Origin of the sequence: Xanthomonas sp. WHRI 7064 (genome assembly GCF_040202355.2) — a bacterium.
Lineage (GTDB): Bacteria > Pseudomonadota > Gammaproteobacteria > Xanthomonadales > Xanthomonadaceae > Xanthomonas > Xanthomonas arboricola.
Genome location: NZ_CP167821.1, coordinates 2,331,521 through 2,350,361 on the forward strand (window position 1 = coordinate 2,331,521; position 18,841 = coordinate 2,350,361).

17 protein-coding genes are annotated in these 18,841 nt (G+C 65.0%); 1 reads left to right on the forward strand and 16 read right to left on the reverse strand.

Features of this window, described 5'->3' with window-relative positions; genetic code table 11:
- Positions 1-18 precede the first annotated feature (18 nt).
- From fliR to ABQY74_RS10075, 15 genes are all read right to left on the reverse strand, one after another.
- Complete coding sequence (gene fliR / locus ABQY74_RS10005; RefSeq protein WP_016904238.1) at positions 19-810, reverse strand: flagellar biosynthetic protein FliR; 792 nt, start codon at positions 808-810, stop codon at positions 19-21.
- A 13-nt stretch (positions 811-823) separates the two neighbouring features.
- A complete protein-coding gene (locus tag ABQY74_RS10010) occupies positions 824-1,093 on the reverse strand; it encodes a flagellar biosynthetic protein FliQ (protein ID WP_005917968.1) in 270 nt (89 codons plus the stop codon).
- A 410-nt stretch (positions 1,094-1,503) separates the two neighbouring features.
- Positions 1,504-2,349 carry a flagellar type III secretion system pore protein FliP gene (fliP, locus tag ABQY74_RS10015; RefSeq protein ID WP_039511037.1) on the reverse strand — a complete coding sequence of 282 codons (846 nt, stop codon included), beginning with the start codon at positions 2,347-2,349 and terminating at the stop codon, positions 1,504-1,506.
- A gap of 1 nt (position 2,350) precedes the next feature.
- Positions 2,351-2,758 (reverse strand): flagellar biosynthetic protein FliO, encoded by a 408-nt coding sequence (gene fliO / locus ABQY74_RS10020; protein ID WP_349791285.1) that lies wholly within the window; start codon positions 2,756-2,758, stop codon positions 2,351-2,353.
- Positions 2,755-3,093, reverse strand: a complete 339-nt coding sequence (gene fliN / locus ABQY74_RS10025) for a flagellar motor switch protein FliN (protein WP_016904992.1) — start codon at positions 3,091-3,093, stop codon at positions 2,755-2,757. Before fliN ends, fliO begins: the two co-directional genes overlap by 4 nt.
- Positions 3,090-4,103, reverse strand: a complete 1,014-nt coding sequence (gene fliM / locus ABQY74_RS10030) for a flagellar motor switch protein FliM (protein ID WP_016904991.1) — start codon at positions 4,101-4,103, stop codon at positions 3,090-3,092. Before fliM ends, fliN begins: the two co-directional genes overlap by 4 nt.
- A gap of 10 nt (positions 4,104-4,113) precedes the next feature.
- Entirely contained in the window at positions 4,114-4,638 is a 525-nt protein-coding gene (gene fliL, locus ABQY74_RS10035; protein WP_016904990.1) for a flagellar basal body-associated protein FliL, read from the reverse strand.
- A gap of 190 nt (positions 4,639-4,828) precedes the next feature.
- Positions 4,829-6,121: a flagellar hook-length control protein FliK gene (locus ABQY74_RS10040; protein ID WP_349791287.1), complete on the reverse strand. Its 1,293-nt coding sequence runs from the start codon at positions 6,119-6,121 to the stop codon at positions 4,829-4,831.
- Positions 6,118-6,573: a flagellar export protein FliJ gene (gene fliJ, locus ABQY74_RS10045; protein ID WP_039511884.1), complete on the reverse strand. Its 456-nt coding sequence runs from the start codon at positions 6,571-6,573 to the stop codon at positions 6,118-6,120. The genes ABQY74_RS10040 and fliJ overlap by 4 nt, the downstream gene beginning before the upstream one ends.
- 3 nt (positions 6,574-6,576) lie before the next feature.
- Positions 6,577-7,953, reverse strand: a complete 1,377-nt coding sequence (gene fliI / locus ABQY74_RS10050; protein WP_016904676.1) for a flagellar protein export ATPase FliI — start codon at positions 7,951-7,953, stop codon at positions 6,577-6,579.
- The gene (locus ABQY74_RS10055) at positions 7,950-8,570 is read right to left on the reverse strand and encodes a FliH/SctL family protein (RefSeq protein ID WP_102584561.1); all 621 of its coding nucleotides are present in this window, start codon (positions 8,568-8,570) and stop codon (positions 7,950-7,952) included. The genes fliI and ABQY74_RS10055 overlap by 4 nt, the downstream gene beginning before the upstream one ends.
- The gene (gene fliG, locus ABQY74_RS10060) at positions 8,567-9,556 is read right to left on the reverse strand and encodes a flagellar motor switch protein FliG (RefSeq protein WP_016904678.1); all 990 of its coding nucleotides are present in this window, start codon (positions 9,554-9,556) and stop codon (positions 8,567-8,569) included. The genes ABQY74_RS10055 and fliG overlap by 4 nt, the downstream gene beginning before the upstream one ends.
- Positions 9,557-9,566: 10 nt before the next feature.
- Positions 9,567-11,297, reverse strand: coding sequence for a flagellar basal-body MS-ring/collar protein FliF (gene fliF / locus ABQY74_RS10065; protein WP_016904679.1), 1,731 nt, complete (start codon positions 11,295-11,297; stop codon positions 9,567-9,569).
- Positions 11,298-11,310: 13 nt separating this feature from the next.
- Positions 11,311-11,682 (reverse strand): flagellar hook-basal body complex protein FliE, encoded by a 372-nt coding sequence (gene fliE / locus ABQY74_RS10070; RefSeq protein WP_164737138.1) that lies wholly within the window; start codon positions 11,680-11,682, stop codon positions 11,311-11,313.
- A 573-nt stretch (positions 11,683-12,255) separates the two neighbouring features.
- On the reverse strand, positions 12,256-15,765 hold the full coding sequence (locus ABQY74_RS10075) for a glycosyltransferase (protein ID WP_349792215.1): 3,510 nt from the start codon (positions 15,763-15,765) through the stop codon (positions 12,256-12,258).
- Between the two features lie 432 nt (positions 15,766-16,197).
- Here ABQY74_RS10075 and ABQY74_RS10080 point away from each other — a divergent pair, with 432 nt between their 5' ends.
- Positions 16,198-17,112 (forward strand): hypothetical protein, encoded by a 915-nt coding sequence (locus ABQY74_RS10080; RefSeq protein ID WP_146092500.1) that lies wholly within the window; start codon positions 16,198-16,200, stop codon positions 17,110-17,112.
- Positions 17,113-17,448: 336 nt separating this feature from the next.
- Here the strand turns inward: ABQY74_RS10080 and ABQY74_RS10085 are convergent, their stop codons facing one another.
- Entirely contained in the window at positions 17,449-18,819 is a 1,371-nt protein-coding gene (locus tag ABQY74_RS10085) for a polysaccharide pyruvyl transferase family protein (RefSeq protein ID WP_104555051.1), read from the reverse strand.
- Positions 18,820-18,841: the final 22 nt, after the last annotated feature.

An 18,841-nucleotide genomic window follows, 5' to 3' on the forward strand; every position in this document is an offset into this window, starting at 1 on the left:
CACTTATGGATGTGTCCGCTAGGCAGTCAATTCCCTGGCGGCGTCGAAGGCGGTATCGAACATGCGTTGCACGGGCGGCGCGAATTCGCTGGCGAAGCTGGACAGCAGGAACAGCCCCAGCAACACGGTCAGCGGCAGGCCTAGCTGCATCGGATTCAGCGCCGGCGCAGCCTTGGCCAGCGCGCCGAAGGCCAGGTTGACCGCCAGCATCGCCACCATCATCGGCAGTGCCAGGGTGAGCCCGCCGCGCAGGATCTGCAGGAACAGGGTCGGCGCTACTTCGGCGAAGGCGGCGGCGTCGGGAAGCGCGGTGCCGATCGGCAGGGCCTTGTAGCTGTCCACCAGCAATGCGATCACTGCCAGATGTCCGTTGGCCGCGAAGAACAGCAAGCCGAACCCGAGATAGAACCACTGCGCGATCACTCCGGAGGTGACTCCGCGCAGCGGGTCGGACATCTGCGCAAACGACAGGCCGGTGGACTGCGACACCAGCTCGCCGGCCATCGCGCCGGCCTCGAAGATCAGCTTGAGCATGAAGCCCATGCTGGCGCCCACCGCCAGCTCGCGGGCGACGCTGAGCACCGCCTGGGCGGTGAAACCGTCCCAGTCCGGCACCGGCGGCAGCAGCGGCGCCAGCACCATCGACAAGGTCCCGGCCAGCATCACCCGCACCCGTCCCGGCACCGCGCGCGTGCCGATCAATGGCATCGCGGTCAGCAGCGCACCGGTGCGCAGCATGGTCCACATGATCGCCCCGACCATCGCGAACGCGCGCTGGCCGTCGATCACCATCTGGGTGGCAGCATCCATCCGGCCGGGTCCGCTAGCCGATCAGGTGCGGTATGCGCTGGAACAGCGCAATGGTGAACTCCACCAGATGCCCCAGCAGCATGCTGCCGGTGGCAAACAGGGTGGCCGTCAATGCCACCGCCTTGGCCACGAAGGCGATGGTCGGCTCGTTCAACTGGGTGGCCGCCTGCACCACGCCGATCACGACACCGACAACCAGCACCGCCAGCAACATCGGGCCGGCAATCCACAGGACGGTGACCAGGCCACCACGCAATTCGGTCAGGGCGATTTCAGGGCTCATGGGTGTGGTGATGCAAGTGGGGTGCCAAAGGATGGGATTGGGGAATCGGGAATCGGGAATCGGGAATCGGGAATCGGGAATCGGGAATCGGGAATCGGGAATCGGGAGGCTGAATAGGGGAATGAGGTCTGAAGCTGGTGCGACGGTGTGTGGGCTGACCGAGGTGCGGTCTGCAGAGGCTCGGCCCTCTCCAGCGGGAGAGAGGGGTTGGGGTGAGGGTGCGAGGCGAAGCCATGCGTGTTGGGTGGCTCCGCTGGGGCATTGCTCAGCCGTGCGCTTCGGCCGCTATCGGCTGCACTGGCTGGCGCGCTTGCTGTGTGCTCTGCGTCTGCTGCCCTACGTCGGGCCCATACCGAAGCGGCAGGCCGGGTCGACACGCCGGCAGGGCGGCGCGCATGCAGACCTTGCGGCTACGACGCGTTGAAGCTCGCGGCCAATGTGCCCACCACCAGCACCCAGCCATCTACCAGGATGAACAGCAGGATCTTGAACGGCGCCGAGATCAACATCGGCGACAGCATCATCATGCCCATCGACATCAGCACGCTGGCGACCACCAGATCGATGATCACGAACGGGATGAAGATCAGAAAGCCGATCTCGAACGCCGTCTTCAGCTCGCTGGTCACGAACGAGGCCACCAGCACCGGGAACGGCACCGCGTCCGGGCCGGCGTACTTGCCGTCGCCGGCCATGCCGGCAAAGGTCATCAGGTCGGTCTCGCGGATCTGCGCCAGCATGAAGGCGCGCAGCGGCTGGGTGGTCAGCGTCCAGGCGGTCTGGAAATCGATCTGGTTGTTGAGGTACGGCGAGAGCCCGGCACCCCACATCTTCTGCCACACCGGCATCATCACCAGCGCGGTCAGGAACATCGACAGCCCCAGCAGTACCTGGTTGGACGGGGTCTGGCCGGTACCCAGCGCCTGGCGCAGCAGGCCCAGCACGATGGTGATGCGGGTGAAGGCGGTCAGCACCAGCAGCATCGACGGCAGCAGGGTGATCGCCGTCATCAGCAGCAAGGTCTGCAGCGGCAGGCTCACCGGCTGGTCGCCGATGCGGCCGACGCTGACATTGGGCAACGACGGCAGCTGATTGGCGCCGCCCGGAGCGGCCGCCGGCGCTGCGGCAGGAGCGGCGGCCTGGGCCATGGCCGGCAATGCGGCAGGCGTGGCAGCGGCCAGCAGCGGGCAGCTCATCACCAGCAGGATCAGCACCAGGCGGAGGCTGCGCCCCCAGCGATTCCAACGACTCAACATGTCACGGGTCCTTGCGCAGCTTCTGTGCCAGCAGCTGGGCGAAATTGGGAAGTTGCTTGAAGTTGGGCAGGGTGGGGGCGGGCGCGGACGGCAGCGGTTCGGACAGGGTGTGCAAGGTGTTGATGCCGCCGGCGGTGACGCCGAGCAACAACTGCTGGCCGTTGACCTCCACCACCACCACGCGTTCCTTGGCACCCACCGCCAGGCTGGTCACCACCCGCAGGCCCTCGGTACTGCGGAAACCGCTGCCGGGCATGCGCTTGAGCAACCAGCCCAGGCCGACGATCAGCGCCAGCACCAGCAGCAATGCAAAGACCGCGCCAAACAGGCTGGGCGAGGACGGCGCCTGCGCGCCGACCTGGGTGGCCTTGGCCGCGACTGGCGCGGCCAAGGCCAGCAGGCCGATCACCGCAGCCTCCGGATCCGTTCGCTGGGGCTGACCACGTCGGTCAGGCGGATGCCGAAGCGGTCGTTGATGACGACGACTTCGCCATGCGCGATCAAGGTACCGTTGACGTACACGTCCAGCGGCTCGCCGGCGCCGCGCTCCAGTTCCACCACCGAGCCCTGGTTGAGCTGCAGCAGGTTGCGGATCGGGATGCGCGCGCGGCCCACTTCCAGCGACAGCGTCACCGGCACGTCCAGGATGACGTCCAGGTTGAGGTCGGTGGCATTCTGGTCGTGCTCGGCCTGCAGGCTGTCGAAGGTGGCAGGCGCGGCGTCGAGGATGTCGGAGTTGATCATTTGCTGGAGTCCTGGGAGGGAACGGCGCGTGGGGCTTGCACGCCGGGCGGGCGTACGGCGGTGATCTTGACGGCGTTGTTGCCATTGGAAACGCCGAATTCGCCGGTGAACAACGGGATGTCTTCCACGCACAGCGGCACCTGTGCGGGCAGGTCGATCGGCAGGATGTCGCCGATCTTCAGGCCGGTAAGCTGGCGCAGGCTCATGCGCTTGCTGGCCAGCACGCTGGACAGGGTCACCTCGGCGGTGTCCAGCTGCTCGCGCAGCATCACGTTCCAGGAGTCGTCGCGGTCGTTGCGGTCGCTCTGGATGCCGGCATCGAGCAGTTCGCGGATCGGCTCCAGCATCGAATATGGCAGGGTGATGTGGATCTCGCCGCCGCCGCCTTCCAGTTCGACATGGAAGCGGCACACCACCACATACTCGCGCGGGGTGACGATGTTGGCGAAGTGCGGGTTGATCTCCGAGTTGATGTACTCGAAGTCCACTTCCATCACCGGCGCCCAGGCTTCCTTCAGGTCGGCAAAGGTCTGCTTGAGCATCAGTTGCACCACGCGCATCTCGGTGGCGGTGAATTCGCGACCTTCGATACGGGTGTGGTAACGGCCGTCGCCACCGAAGAAGTTGTCCACCACGGTGAACACCAGCGTGGGTTCGAACACGATCAGGCCGGTGCCGCGCAGCGGCTTGAAACGGATCAGGTTGAGGTTGGTGGGCACATACAGCGAGTGCATGTACTCGTTGAACTTGACCAGGTCGATGCCGCGCACCGACAGGTCGGCCGAGCGCCGGATCAGGTTGAACAGGCCGATGCGCCACAGCCGCGCGAAGCGCTCGTTGACCATCTCCAGGGTCGGCATGCGGCCGCGGATGATGCGGTCCTGGCTGGACAGGTCGTACTGGCGCGCCTCGCCGGGCAGCGGCTCCGGCTCGGTATTGACCGCACCCGAATCCACGCCATGCAGCAGGGCATCGATTTCGTCCTGGGAAAGCAGATCGCTGACGCTCATGGGGCAGGCCTTACTGGGTGACGAAACTGGTGAACAGCAGTTCTTCGACGCACTTCTTGCCGGTCTCGCTGGTCATGACCTTCTGCGCTTCGGCTAGGGCGGCCTTCTGCAGCTTCTGCTTGCCGACCAGGTCGGCCACATCGGTGGCCTTGACCTGCGACAGCAGCATCAGCAGATGCGCGCGGATGGCCGGGGCGTTTTCGGTGATCAGCTTGAGGTCTTCCGGGTCGCGGGTGACCAGCTGCACTTCGACCTGCAGGTACTGCGGGCCGTCGCCGGGATCGGCCAGGTTGACCACGATCGCCGGATCCATCGGGAAGTACTGCGCCGGCTTGGGCACTTCGGCCACCTTGGGCGCGGCGTGCTTGCCGTCTTTCTCCTCGCCCTTGTGGCCGAAGAAGAACCAGGCGCCGCCGCCGGCAGCGGCCAGCACCACGACCCCGACGGCGATCAGCAGAAGTTTCTTGCCGCCCTTCTTCTTGTCGCCCTTGTCGTCTTTGTCTTCGGTCTTCTTGGGTTTTTCCGCGGCTGCCACAGTCTGCTCCAGGGGGAATGCTCACCCAGTGCATGCAATTGGCATGCCAATCAGGCGACGGTTTCCTGGCGCGCGTGCAGCTTCAACGGCAAAACCCCCGCAGGCCTTGCGCTGCGAGGGGCGTGGGGTGGTGCCGGAGCTTGCCGGCACCCAGATTTGAGCCGCGCCGGGGCGTACCCGGCGCGGGCGCTCAGGCGTAGGCGTCCAGCAATCCACGCTGGCGTAACACCACCGACGGAATTCCGACGGGCGGGCTGTCGTCCAGGCTGAGGCCTGTGCCGTCGTTGCCGCCGCCGTTGCGGTTGCCGGACTGGTTCTGCTGTTGCTGGCCAACATCGGCCTGGCCGAGCTGGAAGCCGTTCTGGCCGAGCATTTCGCGCAGGCGCGGCAGGCTCTGCTCCAGCGCCTGGCGCACGTCGGCATTGGCGGAGCTGAAGCTGGCGTTGACCTTGTCGCCCTCCAGATGCAGCCGCACCTCGACCGGGCCCATCTCGTTCGGGGTCACCTTGATATGGGCATGGCCGATCTTCTGGTCGGCCAGCCAGCTCATGCGCGCGCCGATGGCGTCGTCGAAGGTGTCGCTGCCCATTTCCGGGGTCGGGGTGGGCGAGGCGCTGAACACCGGCGCCGGGTCCTGCAGGCGGCCGAGCGCGGCCGCCGTGGTGGTCGGCAGCACGAACGCCGGGGCGTCCGGCGCGGCCGGGCCGGCGCTGTCGTCGGTACCCGGGTCCAGCGCCTTGGTCGCCATGCTCATCAGCGCGGCCGCCTGGGCGTCGCCGCTCAAGGCGGCGACGGAGGTGGGCTTGGCGCCTGCGGCAGCAGCCGGTGCCAACGCGCCCAACGAGGGCAGGGCGGTGCCGGCGGTCGCGGGTGCGGTGGGTGCGGCCGCGTCGGTCGGCAGCGCGGTCGCCGCCGGCGTGGCGCCGGCGGCAGCGGTCACGCCGGCCGCCAGTGCCGCAGCCGCGGCCGCCAGCACATCGCCGCCGGGCAGTGCCTGCGCCAGCAGACCCATGCCGAAGCCGCCGAGGCCCGGCGGTGGCCAGCCGGTGTCGGTGGCGGTGGCTGCGTCGGCCGGTGCGTCTTCGCCGTTGCTCGCGGTCTTGCCGCCCTTGCCGGTCTTGGCGGTGGCGGCAGCGCTGCTACTGTCGGCGGCAGACGACTCCTTGGCGGCGCCGGACTTGGCGGCCTTGGCATCGCCATCCTGCGCGCGCGGGCGTGCGGTGGCGTCGCCCGCCGCGTCGTCGCCGTGGTCGTCGTCGCTGCGCTGCTTGTCGGGCTGGCTGGGCTTGGGCGCGGCCTGCTTGGCCGGCACGCGCTCGGGCGCCTGCGGCGGGGCCTGGTTCGGCGTGTTGGCCGGGTTGAGCATGCGCGCGAACTGATCCTGGCCAGCGTCCGGCTCGGACGAGGGATCGCTGTAGCTGGATTTCTTGCCGGTGCCGGCGAGTGCGCCGAGGCCGGCGGCAAAAGCGGACAAGGGGTTCATGCGGATTCTCCGTGGGTGTCTTCGCTGCGGGCCAGGCGCGAACGACGCGCGCCGAGGTCGTCCATCTCACGCTGGTCGCGGCGTTCGATCACCTTGTTCTCCTGCGCGCGGTAGCTGGCCGCCAGTTGCTCCAGCACCTGCTTCTCGCGGCTGGCCAGCAGCAGCCGGGTGCGCTCGGCTTCCACCTTGTTGCGGTTGGTTTCCACGGTCTGCGCCTGCTGCAGCACGGCGCTGTCGAGCCGGTCCAGGAAGGCGCGGCGGTTGGTCAGTGCAGCGGCGCTGGTGCCGGCCATGTGGCTGTTGGCGTATTCCTCGGCGTAGCGGCGCAGCTCTTCCAGGCGCGACTGGTGGGTGTCCAGGGCGCGCTGACGCTCGGCCAGGTCGCGCGCGACCTTGTCTTCCTGTTCCTGGGCGCGGCGCAGCAGGGGGTCGATCCGTTTGGACTGCATCATGGATTAGTTCTCGGGTTCGACCAGCCGCTGCAACGCGGACAGGCTGTCGGGCAGGTCGGCGGCCCGGTGGACATCCTGGCCGAGGAATTCGACGATCTCCGGCCAGCGCGCCAATGCTTCGTCGGTGGCCGGGTCGCTGCCGCGCTGGTAGGCGCCGATGGCGATCAGGTCGCGGTTGGCGGTGTAGGCCGACAGCAGGCGCTTGAGCTTGCGGATGCGCAGGCGCCAGGTGTCATCGGCGATGTCCTGCACCACGCGGCTGACCGAGGATTCGACGTCGATGGCCGGGTACAGGCCGCTGTCGGCAACCCGGCGCGACAGCAGGATGTGGCCGTCGAGGATGGCGCGCGCGGCGTCGGCGATCGGATCCTGCGGGTCGTCGCCTTCGGTCAGCACGGTGTAGAAGGCGGTGATCGAGCCGCGCCCCTTGGCGCCGTTGCCGGCGCGTTCGACCAACGCCGGCAATTTGGCGAACACCGACGGCGGATAGCCGCGGGTGGTCGGCGGCTCGCCGACCGACAGGCCGATCTCGCGCTGCGCCTGGGCGAAACGGGTCAGCGAATCCATCAGCAGCAGCACGTTCAGGCCCTGGTCGCGGAACCATTCGGCGATGGCGGTGGCGCGGTAGGCGCCGTGCAGACGCGCCAACGGCGGGCGGTCGGCCGGGGCGGCCACCACCACGGCGCGGCGCAGGCCTTCCTCGCCCAGCGTGGTTTCGACGAAGTCGCGCACTTCGCGGCCACGTTCGCCGATCAGCCCGACCACGATGACGTCGGCCGAGGTGAAGCGGGTCATCATGCCGAGCAGTGTCGATTTACCGACGCCGGAGCCGGCGAACAGGCCGACGCGCTGGCCGCGGCCGATCGGTAGCAGCGCGTTGATCGCGCGCACGCCGACATCCAGCGAGGTGGTGATGGGCTCGCGCGCCAGCGGGTTGATCGACACGCCGGCCATGCTGACGCTGCCTTCGCCGCGGATCGGGCCCTTGCCGTCCAGCGGGGTGCCGTCGCTGTCGATGACGCGGCCGAGCAGGCCTTCGCCCACTTCCACGCCGCCGCGGCGCCGCGAGGGCACCACGCGGGCGTTGGGCAGCAGGCCATGCAGCTCGGCGCTGGGCATCAGGTAGGTGCGTTCGCCGGCAAAGCCGACCACTTCGGCATCGACCCAGCCGCCGTCGACTTCGACCTTGCAAGTGGCGCCCATCGGCGCCTCGCAGCCGGTGGCTTCCAGGGTCAGGCCGACCGCGCGGCGCAGGATGCCTTCGCGGATCAGGGTGCGCCCGGCGCTCGGTTCCAGCCCGAGTCCGCTCAGGCGAGTGGCCAGGCGCAGGTTGCGTGCGTCCAGCCAGTCGGCCGGGGTGGCGCCCAGCAGGGCGCTCACAGGCCCGCTCCGGATTTGCGCATGACTGTCTCCAGCGCGGCCCGCAGGCGCGCGTCCAAGGTGCCGTCCACGCGCACGCTTTCGGCGTGCACGCGCAGGTCGCCGCGGCTCAGGCTCAGGTCCGGGGCCACGCGGGTGGTGCTGCTGGGCGCCAGATGCGGCAGCAGCGCGGTGATGTCATCGGGATGCAGGCGCACTTCCACCTCGCGGCCGGCGCCGCCGACCGCATCGACGGCCTCCTGCACCAGCTCGGCCAGCAGCTGCGGGTCGGCCTCATAGGCACGCCCGACCAGCGAGCCGGCGATGCGCACGGCCAGCTCGCCGAGCGCGCCGACCACTTCGTTCTCCAGCCGCGCCAGTGGGCGGGTGAAGTTGTCCAGGATGCCGTCGATCTGCGCGGTCAGGCGGCGCACTTCGGACTGGCCCTGGGCAAAGCCTTCGGCATGGCCGCGGGCGAAACCTTCCTGCTGGGCGGCGTCCTCGATCGCCTGGATCTCTTCCAGGGTCGGCGGACGCAGCACCGGCTCGAGCACGGCCGGCTCGTCGTACTCCGGCGCCGGCGGGGCCGGCTCCAGGTGCAGGTCGGGGGCCAGCCAGCGAGTGACGATGTCGTTCATACCATCGCCTCCGCACCGGCGCCGCCGAGGCTGATGGCGCCTTCGTCAGCCAGGCGGCGGACGATGGTGAGGATTTCCTTTTGCGCCGCTTCCACGTCGGCCAGGCGTACCGGGCCGCGCGCTTCCATGTCCTCGAGCAGGATCTCGGCGGCGCGCTGGGACATGTTGCGGGTGATCTTCTCGCGCACCTTGACGTCGGCACCGCGCAGGGCCAGGCCCAGGCGCTCGCCGGAGACCTCGCGCAGCAGCGTCTGCAGGCCGCGGTCATCCAGGTCCACCAGGTTGTCGAACACGAACATCAGGTCCTGGATCTTGCCGGCCAGGTCGGCGTCGATCTTGCCGATCTCGCCCAGCACGCCCTGGTCGGCGCCGGTGTCGAGGAAGTTGAGGATGTTGGCGGCGACCTTGATGCCACCCACGTTGGACGACTTGAGGTTCTGGTTGCCGGAAAACTGGCGCTCCATGATGTCGTTGAGCTCGCTCAGCGCATTGGGCGGGATGCCGTCCAGGGTGGCGATGCGCAGCAGCACGTCGGCGCGGGTGCGCTCGGGCAGCAGCTTCAGGGCCTCGGCGGCCTGGTCGCTGTCCAGATGCGCCATGACGATGGCGATGATCTGCGGGTGCTCGTTGCGCACCAGGTCGGCCACCGCGCGCGGGTCCATCCACTTCAGGGTGTCCAGGCCGGTGGTGTTGCGGCCGAGCAGGATGCGGTCGATCAGGCCACCGGCCTTGTCGGCGCCCAGCGCCTGGATCAGCACGTTGCGGATGTAGTCGTCGGCGCCCACGCCCAGCGAGGTCTTGCCGGCCAGTTCGCCGTTGAACTCGTCCATCACCTTCTCGACCTGATCGCGCGAGATGCCGGTCATGGTGGCCATGGCGATGCCGATCTTCTGCACCTCCTTGGGGTCCATGTGCTTGAGCACTTCGGCGGCGTCGCTTTCCCCAAGCGACAGCAGCAGCACGGCGGCGCGCTGTACGCCGGTCATCGGTGGTGTATCAGGCTTCACTGGCGACCCATCCCTTCACGACTTGTGCGACACGTTTTGAATCGGCTTTGACTGCTTCGCGTGCGAGACGCATGCGTTCTTCGTAGGCGTCCGGCAGCGCGATCGGGTTCTTGCGGTCCTGACCGAGCTGGGCGGTGTCCTCTTCCAGACGCGGCATCAGGTCGTCATCGTCGACCATCCGCACGTCGGCGCTCTGCGGAGTGCCATCGTTGCCGCCCTTGGCCTGCTTTTCCTTGATTGCGGTCACGCCGGTGAGCTGGCGCAGTGTGGGGCGCACCACGCCGAACAGCAGCGCCAGCACCACCACCGCACCGACCAGCAGGCGCAGACCGTTCTGCACGCGCGGGTCTTCCCACCACTTCGGGCCTTCCTCGCCGGCCACCGCTTCGCGCACGAACGGGGCGTTCATCACCGACACCGTGTCGCCACGGGCCGCGTCGAAGCCCACCGCCTGCTTGACCAGGCCCTCGATGCGGGTGAGCTCGGCGGCCGTCAGCGGCTGCTCGACCATCTTGCCCTTGGCACCGGGGCGCGGGACGTTGTCCAGCAGCACCGCCACCGACACCCGCTTGATGCGGCCGGCCGGCTGGCGGGTGTGTTGCAAGGTCCGGTCCAATTCGTAATTGCGGGTGGCGCTCTTGGAACTTTCGGTCGGCGCGGCCGGTGCGGCGGCCTGGCCGTTGGCAGCGGCCGGGGTGCCCGGTGCGCCGGCAGTGGCGTTTGCGGCTGGCGCCGGCGGCTGGCCGGGGCTGTTGCTGGTGGCGCCCGGGGGGCCCTGCGGGCCGGTGGCGCTGGTGCTGGTGTCGCTGACCTGTTCGCTGCGCAGCTTGGCCGGTTCGCCGTTGTAGAGCTCGCGGGCTTCCTCGACCACCGAGAAGTCCATGTCCACGCTGACTTCCGGGTTGACCCGGCCCGGGCCGGTCATCGGCTCGAGCAGCTCGCGGATACGCTGGTTGTAGGAGCTTTCCTGGCGACGCACCTGTTCGAACTGGGCGGCGTGCTGGGCGGCGTCGCTGTTGGGATCGGCGATGGAGAGCATGCGGCCGCTCTGGTCGACCACGGTGACGCGCTCGGGGGTCATGTCCGGGATGCTGGAGGCGACCAGGTTGACGATGGCATCGACCTGGTTGCGCTCCAGGCCCTGGCCGCCGCGCAGCTCCAGCACCACCGAGGCGCTGGCCACGTCACGCTGGCGGGTGAAGGCGCTGGGCTTGGGAATGGCCAGATGCACACGGGCCTCGCGCACCGGGCGCAGGGTGCCGATGGTGCGCGACAACTCGGTTTCCAGGGCGTGCTGGTAGCGGGCGTTTTCGACGAACTGGCTGACGCCGAAGCCGGGATCCTTCTCCATCAGCTCGAAGCCGCCGCCGGTTTCCTTGCCGGTCAGGCCGGAGCCGGCCAGTTTCAGGCGGGCATCGTACAGACGGTCCTGCGGTACCGAGATGGCGCCGGTGTCCTGGTCGATCTTGAACGGGATCTGCGCGGTGCGCAGCAGGTCGGCCGCTTCGGCATTGCCCTTGTCGTCCAGGCCGGTGTACAGCGACTGGTAACCGGGCTTCTGCGACCAGAAGAACACTGCCAGACCGGCCGCCACCGCCACGGCGATCATCGCCATCATGGTCAGCTTGCGGGTGATCTGCAGGCTGCGGACACGGTCGAACCATTGCCCCGCCTTTTCGGCGTTCTGGTTCATGTTTTCTTTGGTGATCGCGAGAGCCATGTGTCGTCAACCCTTACAGCGGCATGTTCATGACGTCCTGATAAGCCTGGACGAGACGGTTGCGGACTTCCACGGTGGCGCGGAAGGCCACCTGGGACTGCTGGGAGGCGACCATGACCCGTGCCAGATCGGCATTGGGGTCGCCCATTTCAAAAGCCTTGGCCAAGGCGCCGGACTTCTGCTGGGCCTCGTTGACGCCGCCGATGGCGCCGCGCAAGGTCTCGCTGAAGCTCGGTGCCTGGGTGGCCGGTGTTCCCTGCGTGCCGGCCAGCCCCTGGATCTGATTGCCGCGCGCCGCATCGCCCACCGCGCCCATCGGGCCTTGGCCCATCTGCGTCTGGTAGCTGCGGATCTGCGAGAGGATGGAGGTAACGGAATCGCTCATGGGTGCGGTCAGCCAGGGAGGCATTCACACCAATGCAAGCGGCGTGCCGAAACCGCGCCGGGATTCCGGCGCCGGGGGCGGGGAGGGGCTTCAGTCAGCGCGGATGGGTCCGGCGCTGGGCGGGCAAGGGCCCATCGAGAGGGTCGGTGTGTGGTTGCAAGCAGGCCATGACGTGCATCGTCCGGATCACCTTGTGTCCGACAATTTTCCCGTCACAAGCTGAGCAACGGGCGGACGTCCAACAAGCAATCGATTGACCTCTCGGCGTCTCAATGCCTCGCAATAAGCGTGTTTTTCTACCTGGCCACCGACCAACTTCCCGGTGCGGTGTCCTCGCCAATTGCGGGACCGTGTGGCGGCATGGATGCCGCCACCGAGCCTCCACGGACGGATTCACGGCGTCTCCCGCGAAGGGTGAGGGCACCGCGCCCTCGACCGACTCAGCGTTTGAAGGGGCCAAACGACGCTACGACTCCACATCAGTGTCGCTGCAAGCCGATTGAATCGGGCCGGCTTTGCTTGGCCTGATGACACCATGCCCGGAGCCGGAGCCCGCGCCGCGGCCTCGATCCACTAATCCGGCAACCACGCCTCGCGCCAGCGATCAAGATTGCTTCCGGTCAGCATCCAGTCGCGGCGCACCACGTCACGCAAGGCCGCGCCCTTTGCCGCCGAAGCGGCCGGGTCGGCCAGATGCTCGCGGATCGCGCCGATCCAGTCACGGTAGCGGTTTTTCACCAGGGTCACCGGCAGGTTGCCCTGGTAGCAGCGCACATCGCTGGCGATCACCGGATAGCCGCAGGCGCCGTATTCGAGCAGGCGCAGATTGCTCTTGCACTCGTTGAACAGGTTCTGTTCCACCGGCGCCAGCGCCAGATCCAGATCCAGCGCCGCCAGTGCGGCCGGGTAATGATCGATCGGCACGCCAGGCTGGAACTGATGGATGTGCTGGCGCAACGCGAACGGGTACATCCCCATGAATACCCATTCGACCTCGTCGGCCAGCTCGCGCACCACATCGGCGATCAGTTCCAGGTCGCCGGTGTGACTGACGCCGCCGGCCCAGCCGATGCGTGGCTTGCCACCCTGGCGTTGCCTGCGTTCGCTGCGTGCGGGCAGGTGCTCCCACCAATGCGGTGGCAGGCGGTTTTCGGCCACGCGGATATCGCCATGCAACCCGGCGAACGTCTCGGCCAGGGCAGGGGTGGACACCACGAAGCGATCCACCATGCCCAGCCCGCGCCGCACGGTCTTGAGGATGTCCTTGGGCATGTGCTCGCGATGCGCGTTCTTCAGCGGCAGGTTGGGCAGGTAGTCGTCCAGCTCGTAGACCTTGAACGCGCGCGACAGCGCCTGCATGCGCCGCATCGCTTCCAGTCGCGGCTCGCCGACCTGGCGTTGCAGGATCACCACGTCGGGATCCTGGCGTGCCAGCTCGCTGATCTCCAGATAGCCGTTGAACAGCACGCCTTCGACCATGCCGGCCTCGCGCAGGGCGCGCAGCGGCTGGATTACCCGGTAGTGGCCGCAGCCTTCGATATCGGCGGGCAGGGCGATCATCGTCGGCAGCGGTCGCCACGACTGCAGCGGCCGCCAACTGGCGCGCGGGTCGGCCAGCTGGAAGCCGGCGCCGGGATCCAGCGAGAAGCCCGGGTTGTAGGCCGGGTCGTTGGCCATCACCGGCAGCCAACGCGCATACATCGCTTCTTCGTCGAGTGCAGTGGCGGGCGTCGCGTCGGGCGGGTCGATCAGCAACTGCGCGCGCGCGGCGTAGACGTTGAGATAGCCGGCCTGCTGCAGGCGCAGACATAGATCGACATCGCTCCATTGCGCCAATGCCGGTTCCTGCGCAAAGCCGCCGGCGTCCAGGAACAGCTGGCGCGGCAGCATCAGGCATTCGCCACTGAGCGCGCTGTAGTTCTGATCCAGCTGCAGGCGCTGCAGATAACCCGATTCGTCAAACGCCGCACCTGCAAAGGCGCGCGCCGCTGGTGCCCCCAAGCCCAGCAGCAAGCCGGCGTGATGCACGGTGCCGTCGCCGCGCAGCAGCTTGCCGGCCACCGCGCCGACCTCCGGGCGCAGCGCGTGGTTGAGCAACTGCGCCAGCCAATCGGCCTTGATCGCTGCCGCGCCGGCCGCCAACCACAGCAACATCTCCCCACGTGCCTGTTCGGCCGCCGCATTGCAGGCCGCCTCGCGCGAGGGCACACCGTCGAAGCGCAGCACGCGGATCTGCTGCAGGCCGAGGTTGTCGATGCCCGCCAGCCAGTCGCGCAACCCCGGCTCGGCGCTGTCGCCGCGATCCAGCAACAGCAGCTCGTAGTGCGGGTAGCCGGTGTTGGCGAGCACGCTTTCCAGGCAGCGCTGCACCTGCGCCAGGCGTCCATCCACCAGCACCAGAATGCTGACCAATGGTTGCTGTGCATGACGGTAGTCCACCGTATGCCGGCCGGGACCGTTGCTGCTCACCACCGCGTCCAGGTACCCGCGCGCGGCAAGATGGCGGCTGATGGCGCGCTGCTCGTCTTCGTCGCCATGCCGCGTGGTGGCCGATGCCACCAGCAAGGGTTCGGCGATGTGCTGGATGCAGGCCAGGCCATAACGCTCGACCAGCCCAAGCTGGTAATCCAGTTCGAAGGCGTCGCTCGTTTCGGTTGCAAAGCCGCCATCGGCCACTAGCGTCTGGTGCCGGAACAGCCAATGCCGCGACATCGTCGACGGTGAACTGAGCAACATGTCCAGATACAGCGCCGGCCGCATCGCCAGCCCCAGCTGACCGCCGTCCAGCGCGACCACTTCATCGGCGTAGATGGCCTGACACGTGTCCGGCAGCGCGAGCATCTCCAGCGCCAGCATCAGCAGGCCGCTGGCGGTGAACAGGCTGCCGGGCTGGACCAGCAGCACCCAGTCGATGGACTGTTGCGTGGCGATGGTTCGATTGAGGGTGGGCACCAACCCGTCCGCACCGATCGGCACACCGCGCTCGCCGTGCTCGGCGGCCTGCTGCGGCGAGCTGCTGATCACCCAGGTCTGCTGGTTCCGATAACACGCCAGCGCCGCCAGGCTGGCCTGGGTTGCGGCCACCGCTGCCGCATCGCCGTCGCTGTCGACCACCATCACTGCGATCCGCGGGCCGCCCGCATGCGCCTGCAAACGTGCATCGATCAAGGCGCGCTGCACGGTGCTGGGATGACGCACCCCCAACCAGGTGGCCGGCGACACGCGCTCGGCCATTCCTGCGCTCTGCATCAAGGCGTTGACCAGATCCACCGACTTGAACACCCGCGCCTTGTGCGGGCTGAGCGGGGCGACACGCACCTGGCGGTTGTCGCCGCCCTCGCGTCGCCAGCCGAGTTGGCGGATGCCCTGGCGCAGGTCGTCGTGACCTTGATCGCCGATACCCGGCTGATCGCGGCCGGCCTGACTGAACTGCGCGCTGGAGACACGAAACTGCGTGAGCGGGCTGGAAAGCAGGGCCAGGTTGCCGTGACGCAGCAGCTTGACGTAGATCGCCAGGTCGCCAACCCAGTGGATGGCCTTGCCGTTCAACATCATCAGCTCGCCACCCAGCGCCACCAGGTCGGCGCGCCGTGCAAGCACGCAACTCGGCTCGCCGATGAAGTTGATGGCGTGGTCGGCCAGGAACGACACCAGCTCCGGCCCATCGATCAGCACATCTTCGGCAAACGGGAAGCTGGTGGCCAGGATGTCCGGCAACGGCGCACCGTCGTCGTCGATGCGCAACCGCCGTGAGGAGGCCAGCGCGGTGCCGGGGTTGCGCTCCATTGCGCCGACCAGCTGCGCGACGCAGTCCGGCTGCAGCACGTCGTCGTCGTGCAGGAACTTGACGTACTCGCCCTGCGCCAGGCCGATCCCCTTGACCGTGCTGCCGAGTTCGCCGAGGCGGGGGGTATTGCGGTGGTAGCGGATCGGAAATGGGGCGTCAGCCAGCCTCGACGCCAGCACCGCCTCGATGGCGCCATCGGCGTTGTCGTCGCAGATCACCAGCTCCAGCGCCGTGTAAGTCTGCGCCAGCACGCTGTCCAGCGCCTGCGCGAAATAGCGTGGCTTGTAGGTCGGCATGACGATGCTGACTAGAGTGGTAGAAGTCATGCAGAGCGGACCGTGTTCGAGGATTAGAGGACTGGGACTCATCGCATTGTCGAGGATTCGGCAACTAAGCGTATACAGGCAGCGGAGCCAGAGCGGTCCGTTGCTTGAAATACTCGTGCTTTGATCGCCTGCGCGAGGTGCTGAGTTCAGCAAAGCCTGTAATGCGCATATGCACGGATGCTGTGTCGAGGCGAATCTTCAACTGAGGACTGGTTCTCAATAATAGAATTAGGTCAATGATAAATTGAAGAAAAAACAATTTTCCGTTGAATTTTTCCATTTAATATAATGTCCACTAATGGGGTATTGGCCTAAAAAGATCTCGCGCTTCAATTAGAGTGATGGTGCCAAAAATTTTTAATATCATCTATTTTGAACTATAAATCCAGGGAATTTAACGCTATGTCTGATTCAATATCAGGTGCCAATATTTATGTGAAACGCGGAACGCGTGCGCAATTTGATGCTGCTGCCACAGCTGGTGAACTCGCTGCCAGCGAGCCGTATTTCATCATTGATGAAGGTCGGTTCGCGATGGGTACCAGTGCAAACAGCTATGCCACTTACGCCATTGCCTTGACTCAGGATTTATCTTTGTATGTCTCCACCACCGGTAGTGATTCAAACGATGGGTTAAGCGCTGCGACTGCATTTCAGACCATCCAGCGTGCTGTGAATGTGGTTCGAACGCGCTACTCATTGTGTGGATATGCAGCAATTATCAATGTTGCAGACGGAAATTACGTGGAAAATGTTGTGATGGGCAGCGTGGCAGGTGGCATCGTAAGACTTGTAGGTAGCACATCTGCTATTTGGCGTAACACAGCAGGATACCTCCTCACAGTTAGTGAGGGTAGCAGGGTTTCGGTGTCCGGTTTCACTTTTGGCGGCGGAGGTACAGTAAATGGCATATTGATTAGTAATAGAGCGTTGTGCAGTTTCCTAGGTGGTCACGTGTTTGCAGCAATGACCGGTTTCCAAATCGTCGCAATTTCCAATGGTGTCTGCTACGTCAACGGTAACTACAGTATCACTGGAGGTGGTATTTACCACTATGGGGTGTATGATGGTGGTCAGCTAATTATTGGTAGCATTACCGTTGCACTGACAGGTACGCCGGCTTTTACTGCCTTTACTAACGTTGGTCGCGTTGGCAGCATAAATGGCGGTGACAACGTATTTACATTCTCCGGGGCGGCCACGGGTCAGCGATATCAAATATACACAAATGGAGTGATTTGGATTAACGGGAAAGGTCCAAATGTCTTTCCGGGAAACGCAGCGGGATTCGTTACTGCCGGTGGTACTTATTACTGAAATCAGAATTTGTAAAGGCTGTTAGTTTGTGAAGACCAGCATTCCTCATTCAGAGGGGCGAATTTCCAAGCTGGTGCGCTGCTAGCCCAGCTTGTTTACGCGCTGCCGGAAATCGGTATGACCTTACTCTTTAATGCTTATCTGGTTGCTGGTAGCGAACGGGGGAGGGCGCTACCAGCAACTTGGACGCCACCACCGCCTCAATGGCGCCAGGGGCATCGGCGTCACAGATCACTAGCTGCAACGCTGCTTAGGTTTGCGCCAAAACGCTATCCAGCGCCTGCGCGAAATAGCGCGGTTTGTAGACCGGCATGACGATGCTGACTAGATTCGATTTCACTTGGCTTTACCCGTAGATCGGCTGAGATAATCCAAATACTCCTTGCGCGTCAGCCCTGGATAGCGCCGTCTAAGGAGTTGGAATTTATCTACCAAGCGCCGAGACATCTCTCCGCCATGCTCTCTCCGAACAACGACTTCGCGGTCCAGATTCTCTACGAGTTCGGTGTAGGCTTCATGTAGCTCAGCTGCAACCGAGGGGCTAGTGCTTTTCTTTAGATCCGGAAATTCAAAACAGGGTTTGTCATGAGGCACAGTGCAAGGAACAAGGCCGACTGCGTCGAGAAAATCAAGAAATTCCTTGTACAAAACCGGGTAAGCGTTGTTCATTTCAGAGAGGTCGAGGTTCTCGAAAACTTCACGGATGTTGCTTCGGCTGTGAATGGTAGGGTCATAAGGGATGCGGAGGTATTCGCAAGTTTCCCTGGCCCTGGAATCCGGGTTGGTCACAATGGCGGGGACGCCGCTATTAATCGAGAGAATTCCCGAGTGAAGTCGGGTTCCAATCGTGAGGCAATGGTCGTTGCTTTTGAAGAACGTGGCCCATCGGCTGTAATCAGAGAAAAATTCCAGCCGTCCAGCCATGGCCTTGGCCAATAGTTGGAAGGACGTGGGTATTTCGTCGAGATTGAAAGGTTGCGCTGTGATGTTGCGGGTCGATGGCAGTGCTTTTTCAAGATAGAGCAAGTTGATGAAATACAATTCATCCTGCAGCAGATGAGATGTCCTCGGCAGCCCGGAATTGAAGAATGTGGCCGTAGTGATGACCTTGTCCGCATCCCACGGCTTTTTTTGCAGAGCCCGGGTGGGTCCGTTGTCGAAGTAGCTCGGGCAGCCAATCACTCTGACGTTCTTTATGCCAAGGCTATTCAGGATCTCGGCGGAATAATTTCCGCGAACACCAATTAGCTTAGACTTTTCAGAGAGAAGGGAGAAATTTCGCTTTTGATTGGGGCTGAGGCGCTCGGCCAGGTTCGGGTCGTAGCCGTTGAATGAGTTCGCGCAAAGGCTCACCGGCACGATCGGGATCGTGATTTTCTCAAGAAAGTGCGTGATTCTCTCAATAGGGAGGCCCGAGAAGTCCTCCCGGATGTCATCCTTCATCGTCCAGACAAGATGCGAATATTTTTGGTTGATCTCTTCTGCAAGTTGATCGGAGAGCTTTGCCTCAAGTGCGTTAGAGATGTGGTCAACTTTCACCGGGCGCCCGAACAGCGCTTTCAAAAAACCGTAGGCGATATAGCCGTTTCCTATATTCTGGCCTCTGACATTGTCTTGGGATGGCCCCATGCCTTTCAGGAAATCCGACATTTCCAGGGATTCAGGAAGGGCTGAGTTGAAAAGGAAAATCTTGCTTGGGTCAGTCATCGATCCGCTCATTTTTAAGGCA

Coding starts and splice junctions, on each gene's coding strand:
- ABQY74_RS10055 (WP_102584561.1), bottom strand. CDS start 8,570: ATGAACGACATCGTCACTCGCTGGCTGGCCCCCGACCTGCACCTGGAG.
- ABQY74_RS10085 (WP_104555051.1), bottom strand. CDS start 18,819: ATGACTGACCCAAGCAAGATTTTCCTTTTCAACTCAGCCCTTCCTGAA.
- fliR (WP_016904238.1), bottom strand. CDS start 810: ATGGATGCTGCCACCCAGATGGTGATCGACGGCCAGCGCGCGTTCGCG.
- fliN (WP_016904992.1), bottom strand. CDS start 3,093: ATGATCAACTCCGACATCCTCGACGCCGCGCCTGCCACCTTCGACAGC.
- ABQY74_RS10080 (WP_146092500.1), top strand. CDS start 16,198: ATGTCTGATTCAATATCAGGTGCCAATATTTATGTGAAACGCGGAACG.
- fliG (WP_016904678.1), bottom strand. CDS start 9,556: ATGACCGGCGTACAGCGCGCCGCCGTGCTGCTGCTGTCGCTTGGGGAA.
- fliF (WP_016904679.1), bottom strand. CDS start 11,297: ATGGCTCTCGCGATCACCAAAGAAAACATGAACCAGAACGCCGAAAAG.
- fliM (WP_016904991.1), bottom strand. CDS start 4,103: ATGAGCGTCAGCGATCTGCTTTCCCAGGACGAAATCGATGCCCTGCTG.
- ABQY74_RS10040 (WP_349791287.1), bottom strand. CDS start 6,121: ATGAACCCCTTGTCCGCTTTTGCCGCCGGCCTCGGCGCACTCGCCGGC.
- ABQY74_RS10075 (WP_349792215.1), bottom strand. CDS start 15,765: ATGCCGACCTACAAGCCACGCTATTTCGCGCAGGCGCTGGACAGCGTG.
- ABQY74_RS10010 (WP_005917968.1), bottom strand. CDS start 1,093: ATGAGCCCTGAAATCGCCCTGACCGAATTGCGTGGTGGCCTGGTCACC.
- fliE (WP_164737138.1), bottom strand. CDS start 11,682: ATGAGCGATTCCGTTACCTCCATCCTCTCGCAGATCCGCAGCTACCAG.
- fliJ (WP_039511884.1), bottom strand. CDS start 6,573: ATGATGCAGTCCAAACGGATCGACCCCCTGCTGCGCCGCGCCCAGGAA.
- fliP (WP_039511037.1), bottom strand. CDS start 2,349: ATGTTGAGTCGTTGGAATCGCTGGGGGCGCAGCCTCCGCCTGGTGCTG.